The following is a 14,866-nucleotide window of genomic DNA, read 5'->3' on the forward strand; positions in this document are numbered from 1 at the left end:
TACTTATGAAACTGACAATTGTATTGTTGCTCTTCACTACATTGCAGGTTACGGCGTATGAGGGAAATTCGCAAGACAGGGTCAGCGTGGATTTCCGGAATACGAAACTTACCCGGGCGTTGAAAGAAGTGGAGCGGAAAACGCAGTACCGCTTTGTGTTCAGCAACCAGGTGCTGGACGAGCACGTGAAAATAACGGTAGATGCTACCGATGTGCCCGTGATGGACCTGCTGAAGAAGATGCTGACCGGTACCGGGCTGGTATTTAACCAGATGGAGAACAACCTGGTGGTGATCAAGCGGGAAGAAGCGCCTGCAGGCACCATTGTGGTAAAAGGCCGTGTAACGGACCCGCAGGGAGACCCCCTGCCCGGCGTAAGCATCATGAGCGGCCCCCGCAGCGGAACTGTTACCAACGAGAACGGGGAGTACCAGCTGCGGGTAGACGAAAAAGCCACGCTCACTTTCAGTTACATAGGTTATGCCCCGCAAACTATTGCCGTGAACGGGCAAGCCACCATCAACGTTACGTTGGCGCTCAGTAAAGACACAGACCTGGGAGAGATAGTGGTAGTAGGTTACGGCACCGTTGCAAAAAGAGACCTCACCAGCGCCGTGAGCAAGCTGGGTCAGAAAGACCTGATTGCCGGCGCCGTATCACCGCTGCTGGCCATCCAGGGCAAGGTACCCGGCCTGTCTGTTGTTTCCAGCAATGGTACAGACCCCAATGCCGGCGTTTCCCTGCAATTGCGAGGGGTTAACTCCATCAACGCCACCCAGGGCCCGCTGGTGGTGATAGACGGCATCCCCGGCGGCAGCATCAACTCCGTGGTGAAAGAAGACATTGAGTCTATCAACGTGCTCAGAGATGCCTCCGCGGCCGCTATTTACGGTACCCGCGCCTCCGGCGGCGTTATTCTCATCACTACCAAAAAGGCCAAGGCCGGACAGGTGAGCGTAGGCTTCACCAGTGAGCTTTTCCTGGAAACCATCCGCAGGCGCCCGGAGTCACTGAACGCAGACGAGTTCCTGGCCAATAAAATGGGGACCGACTTTGGGCATAAAACAGACTGGTACAAAGAAGTGACCAACAAGTCCCCCATCAGCCAGCGCTACGTGCTCAACCTCAACGGCGGCACGGAAAATGCGCAGATATATTCTTCTTTTATGGTGAGAGACGCCATCGGTATGGCCGTAGAATCAAAGAGAAAAGAGGTGGCCGGCCGCATCAACTCCAATTTCCGCTTCCTGAACGGGCTGGCCGAGCTGAGCACCAACATCAGCTATATGCAGGCCAACGCCAGCTTCAGCAACAACGATATTTTCAACATGGCCCTGGTGATGAACCCCACAGAGTCTCCCTACAACGCCAATGATGTTACGGGTTACAACGTGCTCACCGGCGGCTATGACTATTTCAACCCGCTGGCGGAAGTGAAGCTGCGGAAAGATGAAGGGCAGTACAAATACCTGCTGGCCAGCACCACGCTGAAGCTCAACATCACCAAAGATCTGTATGCCTCCGGTATGGTGGCCCTCAAGAACAATACGGAGCACAAGAACTTTTACCGCTCTTCGCAGCACCGCATTTCCCGTAACGACAAGGTAGACGGCAACGCCAGTCAGGAATACAAACGCTGGGACGACCGTACGCTGGAGCTGACGCTGAACTATAACAAGGATTTCGCCCGCCACCGCATCAACGCCGTAGGCGGTTATACCTACCAGGATTTCAACGGACAGGGCTTCAATGCCGGCAACTCCAACTTCCCGGTAGACGGGGTGGAAGACAACGCCATGGGCACCGGCACCTGGCTGGCAGACGGGCGCGCCTCCATGGGCTCCTGGAGAGACCCCTCCGTGAAGCTCATTGCCTTCTTCGGCCGGGTAAACTATTCCTTTAAAGACCGCTATATGCTCACCGCCTCCCTCAGGCACGAAGGTTCCTCCAAATTCGCCAAAGGCAACCAGTGGGGCACCTTTCCCGGCCTTTCCGCCGCCTGGCGCATTTCGGAAGAGTCTTTCCTGAAAAACTCCGGCTTTGTGAACGACCTCAAATTACGCGGCGGCTACGGCGCCACAGGCAATGAAGGTTTCAACGCAAACGTAGCCACCCGCATGTACGGGGCAGATACATGGTGGCTCGTAAACGGCGTGTGGATGCGCACTTACGGCGTACTGCACAACCAGAACCCCAACATCCGCTGGGAAGTGAAAAAAGAATACAACCTTGGACTCGACTTCGCATTGTTTGATAACCGCCTCTCCGGCCGCTTCGATGTGTACAAACGCAAGGTAGAAGACATGATCTATGACGTGAGCGTGTCACAGCCGCCGGCCATTCACGATAAAACATCGGTGAACGTAGGTAACATGGAAAACAAAGGCTATGAGTTTGAGCTGAACTGGAACGCCGTGCGCAACGAGACCTGGAACTACACCACCGGCATTGTGGCTTCCAGCAACCGCAGCACGCTCACCACGCTCAACGGCGGGCAGACCTTTGCAGACCGCAAGTCTTTCCCCGCGCCCGGCAGCCCCGGTACGGCCGTGCGCCTGTACCCCGGTGAAGACATCGGCCAGTTTTTCATCTGGCGTTTTGCAGGGTTCACAGAAGAAGGCAACTGGATGCTGTATGATAAAACCGGCAAACCGTTCGATGTGACCAAACAGGCCAAGAAGATAGATGACAAGGCATTTGTGGGCAACGCCATCCCCAAGATCATCCTTTCCTGGAACCATTCCCTCAGCTGGAAAAATTTTGACGCCTCCGTGTACCTCCGCAGCTGGGTGGGGCACGATGTATTCAACATGATCAACATGTACTACAGCATGCCCAAAATAAACGGGCAAAACGTGCTGCGCGATGCGTTCACCAAACACAAAGACGTAAAGGGAGAGAAGGAACTGTCTGACTACTGGCTGGAAAAAGGCACCTTCGTAAAAATGGATGCGCTCAGCATCGGCTATTCTTTCAACCAGCAACGGATCAAACCGTTGAAGGGCCTGCGCCTTTACGCCACTGTGAGAGACCTGTTCGTGATCACCAAATACAGCGGTCTTGACCCGGAAGTGAACATCAACGGGCTGGAGCCCGGTTTTGAAGAACGGAACGTATATCCTGAAACCCGCACCTTCATGTTTGGCCTGCAGGCAAACTTCTAAAAACACGTAACTATGAAAAAGATAATAGGCATCAACATACTCACAGCCGCGCTGATATTGGGCGCAGGCTGCACCAAACTGGACCAGACCTTTTATGACAAGGTAACGCCGGAAACTTTCTTCAAGAGCGAAAAAGACATCAAGGCGGCGCTTTACCGCCCCTTTACCCACGCCCGCTGGTACATGGGCGCAGACCGCTGGAACCTGCAGGAGTATACGGCAGATCATTTTGCCATTACCACCAAAGGCCGGCACTGGTACAACGGAGGGGAAAACGAACGCTTCCACTACCACCGCTGGACGCCGGACGATAACTGGGTATGGGGTACCTGGCGCGGCACGCTCATGGGCGTGGCCCTGGCGCTTGATGCCAAGAGTGACCTTGAGAAACTGGATTACACAAAGTTTGCGCTCACCCAGGCAGACAAGGATGATCATGTGAACCAGCTCAATACCCTCATTGCTTACTTCTACCTGCGCGGCCTGGATTATTTTGGCGGCCTGCCGGTGTTTGAAACGCTGGAAGGGGAATCCCTGCCCCGCAATACAGACAAGGAAACATTTGACCATATTGAAAAGCTGCTCAAAACAGCGCTGGAAAAACTGCCGAAGAAGAAGGCGGGAGATGCGGAAGAAGGCGCCCTGCGCCAGGCCGCGGCCGCAGCTTTGCTGGCACAGCTGTATTTTAACGCGGAGGCATACATCAACAAGCCCATGTTCGCAGAATGCAAAAAACTCTGTGAAGACATACTGGCCAAACAATACGGTGAATACAGCCTTGATCCCACGTGGTACGGGCCGCATTCATTCACTAACGACAAATCGCCGGAAATTATCTGGTCTATTCCTTCGGAGTTCAACAAGCTGCAGTACGACTGGTTTTACGCTACCTACTATCATTATAACACCAACAAGTATTTTGATATGGACGGCGGCGCCAACAATGGCGCGCACTTGCAGCCTTCACAAAAGCCGACAGGGGAATCTTATACAGCAGATTTCAGGCTGGGCGCCCCTTACGGCAGGCTGAATGACCAGGACCTCCGCAAAAAGCCTTACAAATACCTGGGCAGCGGCCGGTACGAAGGGATGTTCATTGTGGGCCCGCACCTTACCCCGGCCGGCGCGGCCATCACCGGCGGTGAAGAGTACAAGGGCCTGCCGCTGGTGTTTGTAGACCAGGTGGGGCGTTTTTCTGAAGTAGGGCCAGACAAACGTTTCAAGTCCGTTGCGGAGCTTCCCTCCAAAATGTCTGAAGGCGAAGAAAATACCGGCGTGCGCCTAGTGAAAGTGCCCATGCCCAACAATGCAGACAAAAGCCTGCGCTGGGGCGCAGACAATCCCGCTATTCGTTTAACGGAAATACAATATATGCTGGCGGAATGCCTGCTGCGCGAAGGAGATAAAGGCACCGCGGCCACGCTCATCAACGCGGTAAGGAAACGCAACTTTACCAATGGCGCAGACCCTGACCCCGCAACGGTAGGCAACCTGGATGAGTACCGCATGCTGGACGAGTGGGGCATTGAGTTCCTGGGCGAAGGCCGCCGCCGTACAGACCTCATCCGCTGGAAGAAATTCACAACCGGCACCTGGTGGGACCACGCGCCTTCCGCGCCGCATTACAACCGCTTCCCCGTGCCTACGCAGGCTATATCAGGCAACAATAATTTGAAGCAGAATGAAGGATATTGAGAAACCCCTCGTATTTCAATCATAAAAGAATGACAACCGGTAATTTTTACCGGTTGTCATCAACAAAAGCTATTCATCTCAATTGAGCGTAAATGTCGGGTCATCAGTCATCGTTGATGGATCTACATCCGGTTGGGGCAGATTGAGTCTGGCGATCTCGGTATACACCGCTTCATCTTTAAATCCCCATTTACGGAAAAAGCCGGTAAGGTCCTTTCCGGATATATTGCATGCCTTGAGCATAAAATAGCGATACTTGCTTGCAGCGGTTGGTAAACTGGGCCTTTCTGATCTTGTCCGTTTGTGCAGTTCATGGTAAAAAGTATCTCCAAAAGCCAGTTTAAGCTGAATGAGCATAGCCGATCCCCTGAACCTGTGCCCGGAAGCAATACGGTTGCCATCCCAAATTTTGCTATAATCTCTGTCAGCATCAGGCAAGTTGAAATACTCATTCACCGCTTTCCATACATTCAGCCAACCACCATCACGCGTAATCTTCTTCCCCGGCAACTTCCAATCCATCCCGGTAGCAGTAGCATAAAAATCCGCCAGAATTTCCGCATGCCAATGCCAAGCCTGTTGATGGTGATGCCCTGCTTCGTGGCGTTGGTACCATGCATCATTTGCATAAGCAGCAGCAAATGACGACAGGTAACTATAAGTAGTAGCATAGGGCCATGCAGCACCCCCTGCATAATTTCTGTTTACCATTAAATGAGGGGTGCCTAATGGTTTGTGAACAGGCTGGGAGCCATCTAAACCACTCAGTTTATCTTCGGTATCCCAGATGTTATCGCAGGCATTCAGAATGGAGTTGTTATCCTGGGTTTTCAATGCGGTAAAACTGGTTGGTAAAACGATGCATACCCGCTGCCCGATTAGTAATACGTCATGAACGGCCGTGTCTGCCTGTTCAAATTGACGCAACCATTGATCTGCTGTAGTTGTATTCTTGACAAAAGTAGGAACGGCCTTATGACCACTAATGAAGGTCAATTTTGCCTTGCTGACAGGCTCAAGGTCATCATGATACCGGACCCACAGAATGCCTCCATTTTTATTGGCCACAATTTCATTTAGCCCGGGCTTCAACTGGACCACCTGAGGGTTTACATTTTCATACCGCTGATAAGTTCCGATTAACAATTGGGGCAGCGATGTTCCACTAACAGCTTCTGCTTCGATCTTTAATGTGCTGAAAGGCGCTAACCAAAAGCCTGTTGGATAAAAATCAGACGGAATGAAAGAATTCATGAGCCTGGATTTTTCCGATTCAGCACTGGGAGATTCAGTAACGAATTGAACGCTCCGCCCAAGGGAATCAACCTCATAATACGCGTTTGTTATTGCGGAACGATTGGGGCTTTGCGTACGGGGACCTGGTTTTTGATAACCTTGTAAGCTTTCCGGTTCAGGTTTGCTGCACGAATAAATTAGGCTGGTGACCACTAAAACAATGGATAAAGCAAGATAGTTGCTGTTGTTTTTCATAACGATAGATATTTATGGTTTAGTACATGCATTTGGTTGCTTAAAATAAGCTCCGAAGCCACCCATTGGCTTTCTATCACAGGCTTTATATCTACCATGATACCTTAGGCCGGGTTTTTTACCCTTCATACCGCATAAAAAATTGAAAATTTATTTGTTTAAAAAGGAAGGCCGGCTAAAAAGCTCCTTTTTGCTTTTTAACCGGCCTTGTATGCCTTGGCAGTGTACTCTTCTAAAACACCGGCGCCGCCTGCGCTTCCAGGCTGGGCTGTGCGTTTTTGATCTCCGGCCAGCCATCTACCCACTCAATCTTGTCCAGCAGCATTACGCGTCCCCGCTTGTCATCTTCCCGCCTGAAGGCATGGTAAAGCATCCATGTCTGTCCGGCCTTGTCCGTAATAATATCCCCATTGTGGCCGGGGCCGGTAAAGCGCGCATCACCCTTATTGCCCTGCAGCAACAGGGTGCCGCCGTTTTCCAGCAGCGGCTTGCCAGCTTTGTCTACATAAGGCCCTTTCAATGAAGTGGAGCGGCCCACCAGTACGCGGTAGGTGCTTTTGGCACCTTCGCAGCAGGTGCCTGCGGAGCCGAAGTAATAATAGTACCCGTCTTTTTTATAAATATAGCTGGCTTCATAAGCCGTACCGGCAATACGGAAAGTATCACCTTTTAATTGCAGCCCGTCTTTAGACAGCTCTATGCCATAAATGCCGTGAAAGCTGCCCCAGAACAGGTAAGGCTTATTCTTGTCTTCATAAAAGAATGCGTCTATGGAATTTTTAACGCCCACTTCTTTGCTGAGAAAAAGTTTGCCTTTGTCCTCAAAAGGGCCCTGTGGTTTGGAGCTTACCGCTACGCCAATGCCAGGATTGGGGTCTCCCCAGGTTGATATGGAGTAATAGAGATAATACTTGCCGCGGTACCGCACTGCATCAGGCGCCCAGATGCCGCCTTCTTTTTTCCAGGTGGGGCGCCGGGAAAGTGCCGCTCCCTGCGGCTCCCAGTTTACAAGGTCTTTGCTGCGCAGAATGGGAATAATATAAGGGCCGCCCGCATTGTAACGCTTCCAGTTGGCTTGCGTGGAATACGCGTAATAATAGCCGTCCTTTCCTTTCACCAGGTTGGGATCGGGAAAATCATAGTTGAATACCGGGTTGGTATACGTAGCCTGGGCAAGTGATTGCTGGGCAGCGCTCAGGCAAAGGAGGGCGGCCAGTAAGGGTAAAAATTTCTTCATGTGGAATATTGCCGTGTTTGGGACTAAAATAATAAAAAATATATGGGGAAGCGTTAAAAATACACTTGTGGCAAAACGGGCGGGGGAGCGGCTTGGCGGCACCAATGGGAAACAAAGGGCATAAAAAAGACTCCGGCCTTCTAAAAGGTCGGAGCCTATCATTCCACTTCTTCTCTTTTCCTACGCCGGCATTACCCGGATCAGGTTCTAAGGTGTAATCTCAGGCTCCGAAAAGCCACCCTTGAAGAAAAGAGGAAATAATTATTTTTTCAGCTTGTCCTGTTCTTTTTTCGCCATGTCCAGATGCTCTCTTAACTCCGGCAAGGCTTTCGTGAATAAAGCCTTAATGTCCGGGTCTGTTGCATCGTTCGCTACTGTTTCAAACAATTTGATCGCTTTCTCGTGTTTGTCTACCAATTCGTCTACATAAGCTTTATCAAAATCGGTGCCTGATTTATCTGTGATCTGCTGAATATCTTTCACTTTGTTATCTTCCAAAGCTGTTGGAATGGTAATGCCTTTTTTAGCGGTAAGGTCTGCCAGTTCCTTATTCAGTTTTTCGTGTGCCTTCAGCATGTGGCCAGACATCTTTTTGATGTCCGCGTTCGTAGTCTTGGCCTGTCCGTCCTGCAACAATTTTACTTCGTAAAGCCCGTCCTCTGCGGCTTTCGAGATGTTATCCGCCGCGGAGCGAACGGAATCGCCTTCCATGTTTTCCTTGTTGATATCCTGTGCCATGTCCTGCGTCATACCGGTATCCTCTCCTGATAAAGTGTCCTGCGCATTACGGCTGGCATTGTTGTTACAAGCAACGGTGGCAACGCATGCAATAGCAAATGGCAATAATATCTTTTTCATATAAACGAGTTTTCAGTTCAGGTATTAGTAACGAAAAGATTATGCCACAGTGATGCCAGTGCTGTTGCTGCCGCAAATGTGGAATTGAATGCCCGCATTGTTTATTGAATTAAATAAAAACGTTATATTTATGAGGAATTATGACCCTGTTCCTATGAAACTCAAATGCCTGCTGCCTGTATTGCTGTTGATACAAACGGCCTACGCGCAAAAAAGTACTGCATTCCTTTCTGAAACATTTAACCGTCAGCTGGAAACCGCCCGCTGGATGGTGGAGTACGATTCCACGGCATGGCGCCTTTCAGAGCTGGTTACCACGGTTAGCTGGGAAGAGCTGGGCCGCATGGGCCGGGAGTGGTTTTGTTACAAGAGTGAAGACAGCCTGTGGAACGGTGTGTACGGCAAATATAAAAACGGTGTGTACGATGTGGTGCTGCATTACAAGATATGGCCCGGAGACAGTATAGACGTGGTGTGTGACCCGCTGGACACGGCCATGCTGGGGGGTATTTCCCGCGCTGTCAATGCCGCCTACCGCGAAGCAGGTTTTGTATTGGGCAGGTCTTATGTGAAGTTCAACAAGTTTGTTCGTTACCATGCGGACAAAACGGTGTCAGTGTGGCTGCTGCCGGCCCTGCAGCCTAATGAAATAGCCATGTACGGCGGTGAGTTCTATTACCTGTTTGATGAAACAGGCACACGCATATTGGGCCGGGAGGAGTATTACCAGGGCAGCTTCAAGGGGTTCAGGCTGGGCAAGGCAAGGGAAGTGCAGCTGCATTATAACGATGCGGACGCTCCCACGCAGGGCGCCGTATTCTTTGCCCTGAAATACGGCCGCCATTTTTCCGGTATATACATCAACACACGCCGCAGTACCAGCCTCATGGCTTTCAGCCGGGAAAAGGGCTATTATTGGCAACATGCTGACAAAGCGAAAACAAATCCCTAAGATAGTGGCAGCGGGAACGGGTAATTTGAAGCCGAATGCGTAAATTGACGTAAGAATTGACCCTTATGCGTAAAATCCTTTTCCTTCTGCTGATGGCATCCCCTGTTTTAACATACGGCCAGGACTTTGAGGCCCGTACTTTCCAGCGCAATGCAGATACGCTGCCCTACCGCATTTTGCTGCCTGAAAACTATAACCCCGGCCAGAAATACCCGCTTATCGTCTTCATGCACGGGGCAGGGGAGCGGGGGAACGATAACCGGAAGCAACTCACGCATGGGAGCAAGCTTTTTCTCAGCGACACGGTGCGGAAGAACTTTCCCGCCATTGTAGTGTTCCCGCAGTGCGCTTCAGGCGCCACCTGGGCCGTAATGGAATTTGCCCGGGATAGCTCCGGGAAGATCACCGCAGTGAAGTTCCCGGCAGACGTGCCGCCTACCAAACCCTCCGCCCTGCTGTACCAGTTGCTGGACAGCCTCATTGCCTCCGGCACGGTAGACAGCCGGAAGGTATATGTAGGCGGCCTTTCCCTGGGCGGTATGGGTACTTTTGATATACTGGCCCGCTTTCCCAACCGCTTTGCCGCCGCCTTCCCCATTTGCGGGGCCGGTAATGAAGCGCTGAGCAGCCGTTATGCCAAAAACACCGCCGTATGGATCTTCCATGGCAGCGCAGACCCTGTAGTGCCGCCTCAATCTTCCCGGCTGTTTTACAGCCTGTTGCAGAAAGAAGGGGCGGATGTAAAATATACGGAATACCCCGGCGTAGGGCACAACAGCTGGGACAATGCCTTTGCCGAGCCCGGCCTGCTGCCATGGCTCTTTTCACATACCCTGAAACAATAAAAGGCCCATTCATCACTTTTTGAGGCTTACTGCTGTTAGATTAACGTTAAATTCGCAGCAAATCTAAACCACCGTTACATGCAACGTTTCTACACCATGTTGCTGCTGCTGGCTACGGGTATCACCGCCAGCGCGCAACAGAAAAAAGACCTGTCTCCTGACGACTATGCCAAATGGCAATCCCTGGCCGGCACCGCCCTGTCTTACAACGGCAGCTGGGTGGGCTATCAGATTGCTGTGCAGGAAGACAATGATACCCTTTACCTTGTGAACCACAACAATGGCAAACGGTATGCGCTGGAGTTTGGCAGCGCGCCGGAGTTTTCTAAAGATAACCAGTGGGTGGCTTACAAAATAGGCGTATCCTACCAGGAAGGAGAGAAGCTGCGGGAACAGAAAATGCCCGTCAAAACCAATATGGGCCTGCTGAACCTCAACACCGGCAAAAAGGAAGTGATAACGGATGTCAGCAATTTCGGGTTTTCGAAGAACGGGAAATTCCTGGCCGTGCAGCTGAACCCTCCCAAAGAGAATAAAGACAAGGGTTCTGTAGTGCTGCTGCGCAACCTGGCAGACAGTAGTACCCGTACCATAGGCAACGTTACCGAGTTTGAGTTCAACAAAAAGAGTGATCATCTGGCCTATGTAGTAGCGTCTGCCAACCAGGCGGGCAATTCTGTGGAGCTGTTCAACCTCGCCAGTTATTCCCTGAAAGTACTGGCCAGCGATACTTGCCGTTTTTCTAAACTGGCCTGGGCTAAAGAAGGAGACGGGCTGGCGTTCTATAAAACGGTGAAGAACGATAAGTACGAAGAAGAGAATGCACAGGTATATGTGTATGCCCCGTTGTACAAGAACCCTTCCCTCAAAATATTTGACCCGCAGCAACACGCCGGCTTCCCTGACAGCATGCGCATCAACCCCGGCTCCACGCTGCGCCTGGGTGACGACCTGGCATTAGCTTATTTCAGCATCAAAGGCTGGACGAAGAAAAAGGAAGCGCCTAAAAAGGACACAACCAAAGCTGCTGCCAAGGCAGATACCACCAAAGCACAGGTAGCCAAAGCTGACACCACCAAAAAAGCCCCCGCCGCCGCGCCCAAAAAAGAAGACAAGCTGGCCGCAGTGGATGTATGGCACTGGAAAGATAAAGAGATACAGCCCCGCCAGAAAATCACTTACGCGCAAGACAAGGAGCGCAGCTTCCAGGCAGTGTGGAACCCCTCTACCGGCAAATACTATCAACTGGCCAATGACAGCACGCCCGGCGCCCTGATGGGAGCCAACCAGCACCATGCGCTGCTGCCTACTGATAAAAAGTACAAACCCGCCTTCAAGGAGGATTATGCTGACTATTACATCATGAACGTGCGCACCGGGGAAAAGAAGCTGTTTGGAGAAAAAATAGTGCAGGCTTTCGGCCATGCTCCGCAGCTTTCTCCGGAAGGCCGCTTTGTGTTTTATTATAAAGACAAGCACTGGTTTACTTACAATACCGCCACCGGCGCCACTGTCAACCTCACGCAAAACGTTGCCGAAACCTTCGAGAATTATAAAGATGACCACCCTGCGGTGAAACCGCCATTTGGTTATGGCGGCTGGATGAAGGGAGACAAGGAAGTGCTGCTGTACGATGAGTTTGACATTTACGCCGCCAAACCGGATGGTAAAGGCATCCGCAAGCTGACAGACGGCCGTAAAGATGAAATTGTGCACCGCATCACCCGCGTTGAAACAGAAGACCCTTACCACGACGATGCCAAACCGCTGTTTGTGACCCTGTATGGGGATAAAAGCAAGTTTTCAGGTTTCGGCAAAATTGAGAAAGGGAAGTTCAGCAGGCTGGTGTACGAAGACGTTACCCTGTACGGCCTCAACAAGGCAAAAGATGCAGACGTGTTCTCTTACGTAAAAATGAACTACGACCGTTCTCCTGAGCTGTACATTACCAAAGGCTTCCAGGGAGAAGAGAAAATAGCGTCTACCAACCCGCAGCAGAAAGATTACAAGTGGGGCAAGAGCGAACTGGTATCTTTCACCAACAAGAAAGGCAAGAAAATGCAGGGCGCGCTGTTTTACCCGGCAGACTACCAGCCTGGTAAAAAGTATCCCATGGTGGTATACATTTACGAAACCCTGTCTAACACGGTACACTATTACACGCCGCCTTCCCGCAGGAGCGCGTACAACACCACCAACTTCACCACCGGCGGCTATTTTATTTTCAGACCTGACATTGTGTATGACATCAATGACCCCGGCATGAGCGCGGTAGACTGTGTGGTACCGGCCGTGGAAGAAGTGTTGAAAACAGGCATGATAGACAAAGACAAGGTAGGCCTCATGGGCCATAGCTGGGGCGCTTACCAGACCAGCTTCATCATCACGCAAACAGACCTTTTCAAAGCAGCCTGCGCCGGTGCGCCGCTTACCAACCTGATCAGCATGTCTCTGGCCATTTACTGGAACAGCGGCTTCCCCGACCAGAAGATATTCGAGACCAGCCAGGGCCGCTTTGATGGCCCCTGGTACGAGCGCATGCAGGAACATATGCGCAACTCGCCCATTTACCAGGCGGCTAACATCAAGGCGCCACTGCTGGTAGCCTTTGGAGATAAAGACGGCGCGGTAGACTGGCACCAGGGTATTGAAATGTACGGCACCATGCGCCGAATGGAAAAACCGCATGTAATGCTGGTATATGCAGACGAGAATCACGGCCTCGCCAAAAAAGAGAACCAGATAGATTACCAGCAGCGCCAGCGCGAGTGGTTTGACCACTACCTGCTGGGCAAGCCGGCTCCCAAATGGATTACCGAGGGAGTAACCTACCTGGAGAAGATGCAGGCGCAGGAGAAGGAACAGAAAAAATAAACCTGCGCTTCAAAATAAAAAAGCTGCCTGGAAAGGCAGCTTTTTTACTGTTACAACTCTAGCAATCATTCGAAGCCGTTGGGCTTCAGCAAGGGATTAGCGTTCAAAGCGCGGGCGGGAATGGGAAATACAGACCGGTCTTTTGAGTCTACTCCTTTATCCCACCAGGCTTCACCGAACCTGTTCCAGCGCACCAGGTCTGTTCTGCGGTGGCGCTCGCCCAGGAACTCGCGGCCCAGTTCGGCTACAAATTCATCATCAGTAAGGGTGCCCAGATTTTGCACAAAGCTCACCGCTGGCCATGCGGCATCCGGGAAGTTCCTTTTGCGCACGGCGTCCAGCAGTGCTGCCGCTCCGGCTTTATCTCCCGCGCGGTATTTGCATTCCGCCAGGGAATAGTAGATTTCCGCAAGGCGGATCTCAGGGGCGGAATTGAACTGGAAGAAACCTTGTGACATGGGCAGCCACGGGAATTTCAGCAGCCGCACCCCGGAGTTTTCTTCACCGGTGATCACATGAGAGCCTTCAGCCCAGCGCCCACCGGGCTTTTCAGAGAAGCGGGCCACCTGGTCTACAAAAATCAGCGGCTTGCCGTTGTACTCTTCCGTGCCGTTTACCGGCTTGGTGCTGTCAAAGCCGAAGCCCGCCGTTTTGTTCCAGGTGTACTGTTGCCCTATGAGGAAGAAACCTTCGTAGTCTGCATCTTTAGATGTAGTGCGGAAGGGTTGTTTGCGTTTGTCGGTTGCATGGAAGCGCTCGTAAGGCATGCCCAGTTTGTAGGTGTACAGGTTGCCGTTCTCGTCCCGCGAAGGGGTGAGGTGTACGCCGTTCCAGGAACCCCAGTCGTTGTCAAGCGAGAACTTGGCCTGGTAGTGCATGCCGGAATTGTATATCCAGCTGAACTCGTAGAAGTTTTTGGCGTGGGGGAACTCAAAAATGTTCTCCGGAGAGCGGTAACCCTTGATGCCGGAACGGAAGGGGCCGCGGTAGTCTGTGTCAATGGAGTAGGTGCCGTAAGTACCGTTGATGATATCCTGGGCAATGGTGGCACACTCCGTGTATTTGGCCGTGCCTATCCATTTTTCTGCATTGAGGTAGAGGCGCACCAGCAGCGCTGCCGCGCCGGCCTGGCCCCAACGGCCTACTTTCGGGTCTTTCGGCAGCCCCGGCAGGGCTTCCTTGATCTCTTTTTCGATGTAGTCAAACACTTCCTGCGGGGTAGATTGTGCTTCCAGCTTTTGTACTTCCGTGTAGATAGGCACATTCCTGAAATAGTCTATGAGGAAGAGGTAGAACCAGGCGCGCAGCGTTCTGAGCTCTGCAACGTGCTGTTGCTGCTCCGGTTCGGTGAGGCCCAGGTCAGGATAGTTCAGCGTGGAAATGTCTTTGATGATGGCGTTGCATTGGCCAATGCCCTGGTAGGGGCCTACCCATCCGCCGTTCACATGGCCGTCGTCAGGCGTCCAGGTATGGCCGTGCAGGCGCACCCAGTCACCACCGTCGTAGCCGTGCTTGCCTTTTTGCGTCCATACAAAATTGTCTGCGGTCAATTCAGACAGCAACCACCGGTCTCCGTCCCAGCCGCACCAGTGCGCATGTTCATAAGGGCGCAGCACGGCTGCTATCACGGAGCTTTTATTCTGGTAATAACCTTCGGCAGGCGCTACGTCAAACGGCTCTTCATCCAGCTTGGTGCAGGATGTGGCGGTGACTACAGATAGCAGCAATATGCCGGTCAGTTTCTTCATAT

Annotated in this window: 9 protein-coding genes and 1 riboswitch; of the genes, 5 read left to right on the forward strand and 4 right to left on the reverse strand. The window is 51.9% G+C overall.

Annotated elements, in window-relative coordinates; translation table 11 throughout:
- Positions 1-5: 5 nt before the first annotated feature.
- Both ABDW36_RS10975 and ABDW36_RS10980 read left to right on the forward strand, forming a co-directional pair.
- Positions 6-3,164: a SusC/RagA family TonB-linked outer membrane protein gene (locus tag ABDW36_RS10975; protein ID WP_343701942.1), complete on the forward strand. Its 3,159-nt coding sequence runs from the start codon at positions 6-8 to the stop codon at positions 3,162-3,164.
- Positions 3,165-3,176: 12 nt separating this feature from the next.
- Positions 3,177-4,859 carry a RagB/SusD family nutrient uptake outer membrane protein gene (locus tag ABDW36_RS10980; protein ID WP_343701943.1) on the forward strand — a complete coding sequence of 561 codons (1,683 nt, stop codon included), beginning with the start codon at positions 3,177-3,179 and terminating at the stop codon, positions 4,857-4,859.
- Between the two features lie 78 nt (positions 4,860-4,937).
- Here the strand turns inward: ABDW36_RS10980 and ABDW36_RS10985 are convergent, their stop codons facing one another.
- The 3 genes from ABDW36_RS10985 to ABDW36_RS10995 all read right to left on the reverse strand — a co-directional run bounded on the left by ABDW36_RS10985 (position 4,938) and on the right by ABDW36_RS10995 (position 8,445).
- Complete coding sequence (locus ABDW36_RS10985) at positions 4,938-6,350, reverse strand: M60 family metallopeptidase (RefSeq protein WP_343701944.1); 1,413 nt, start codon at positions 6,348-6,350, stop codon at positions 4,938-4,940.
- Positions 6,351-6,582: 232 nt separating this feature from the next.
- Positions 6,583-7,587 (reverse strand): family 43 glycosylhydrolase, encoded by a 1,005-nt coding sequence (locus ABDW36_RS10990; RefSeq protein ID WP_343701945.1) that lies wholly within the window; start codon positions 7,585-7,587, stop codon positions 6,583-6,585.
- 159 nt (positions 7,588-7,746) lie between these two features.
- A riboswitch (TPP riboswitch) is annotated at positions 7,747-7,840 on the reverse strand.
- 8 nt (positions 7,841-7,848) lie between these two features.
- Positions 7,849-8,445, reverse strand: a complete 597-nt coding sequence (locus ABDW36_RS10995) for a DUF4142 domain-containing protein (protein WP_343701946.1) — start codon at positions 8,443-8,445, stop codon at positions 7,849-7,851.
- A 154-nt stretch (positions 8,446-8,599) separates the two neighbouring features.
- On the opposite strand from ABDW36_RS10995, the gene ABDW36_RS11000 reads away from it, so the two are divergent.
- The 3 genes from ABDW36_RS11000 to ABDW36_RS11010 all read left to right on the forward strand — a co-directional run bounded on the left by ABDW36_RS11000 (position 8,600) and on the right by ABDW36_RS11010 (position 13,116).
- Positions 8,600-9,397 carry a hypothetical protein gene (locus ABDW36_RS11000; protein ID WP_343701947.1) on the forward strand — a complete coding sequence of 266 codons (798 nt, stop codon included), beginning with the start codon at positions 8,600-8,602 and terminating at the stop codon, positions 9,395-9,397.
- A 65-nt stretch (positions 9,398-9,462) separates the two neighbouring features.
- Positions 9,463-10,242, forward strand: coding sequence for a prolyl oligopeptidase family serine peptidase (locus tag ABDW36_RS11005; protein ID WP_343701948.1), 780 nt, complete (start codon positions 9,463-9,465; stop codon positions 10,240-10,242).
- 78 nt (positions 10,243-10,320) lie between these two features.
- The gene (locus ABDW36_RS11010) at positions 10,321-13,116 is read left to right on the forward strand and encodes a prolyl oligopeptidase family serine peptidase (RefSeq protein ID WP_343701949.1); all 2,796 of its coding nucleotides are present in this window, start codon (positions 10,321-10,323) and stop codon (positions 13,114-13,116) included.
- A 65-nt stretch (positions 13,117-13,181) separates the two neighbouring features.
- Here ABDW36_RS11010 and ABDW36_RS11015 read toward each other — a convergent pair whose 3' ends face one another.
- Positions 13,182-14,864 carry a RagB/SusD family nutrient uptake outer membrane protein gene (locus ABDW36_RS11015; RefSeq protein ID WP_343701950.1) on the reverse strand — a complete coding sequence of 561 codons (1,683 nt, stop codon included), beginning with the start codon at positions 14,862-14,864 and terminating at the stop codon, positions 13,182-13,184.
- Between the last annotated feature and the right edge of the window lie 2 nt (positions 14,865-14,866).

Source organism: Chitinophaga sp. (assembly GCF_039596455.1).
Lineage (GTDB): Bacteria > Bacteroidota > Bacteroidia > Chitinophagales > Chitinophagaceae > Chitinophaga.

Coding starts and splice junctions, on each gene's coding strand:
- ABDW36_RS10975 (WP_343701942.1), top strand. CDS start 6: ATGAAACTGACAATTGTATTGTTGCTCTTCACTACATTGCAGGTTACG.
- ABDW36_RS10980 (WP_343701943.1), top strand. CDS start 3,177: ATGAAAAAGATAATAGGCATCAACATACTCACAGCCGCGCTGATATTG.
- ABDW36_RS10985 (WP_343701944.1), bottom strand. CDS start 6,350: ATGAAAAACAACAGCAACTATCTTGCTTTATCCATTGTTTTAGTGGTC.
- ABDW36_RS10990 (WP_343701945.1), bottom strand. CDS start 7,587: ATGAAGAAATTTTTACCCTTACTGGCCGCCCTCCTTTGCCTGAGCGCT.
- ABDW36_RS10995 (WP_343701946.1), bottom strand. CDS start 8,445: ATGAAAAAGATATTATTGCCATTTGCTATTGCATGCGTTGCCACCGTT.
- ABDW36_RS11000 (WP_343701947.1), top strand. CDS start 8,600: ATGAAACTCAAATGCCTGCTGCCTGTATTGCTGTTGATACAAACGGCC.
- ABDW36_RS11005 (WP_343701948.1), top strand. CDS start 9,463: ATGCGTAAAATCCTTTTCCTTCTGCTGATGGCATCCCCTGTTTTAACA.
- ABDW36_RS11010 (WP_343701949.1), top strand. CDS start 10,321: ATGCAACGTTTCTACACCATGTTGCTGCTGCTGGCTACGGGTATCACC.
- ABDW36_RS11015 (WP_343701950.1), bottom strand. CDS start 14,864: ATGAAGAAACTGACCGGCATATTGCTGCTATCTGTAGTCACCGCCACA.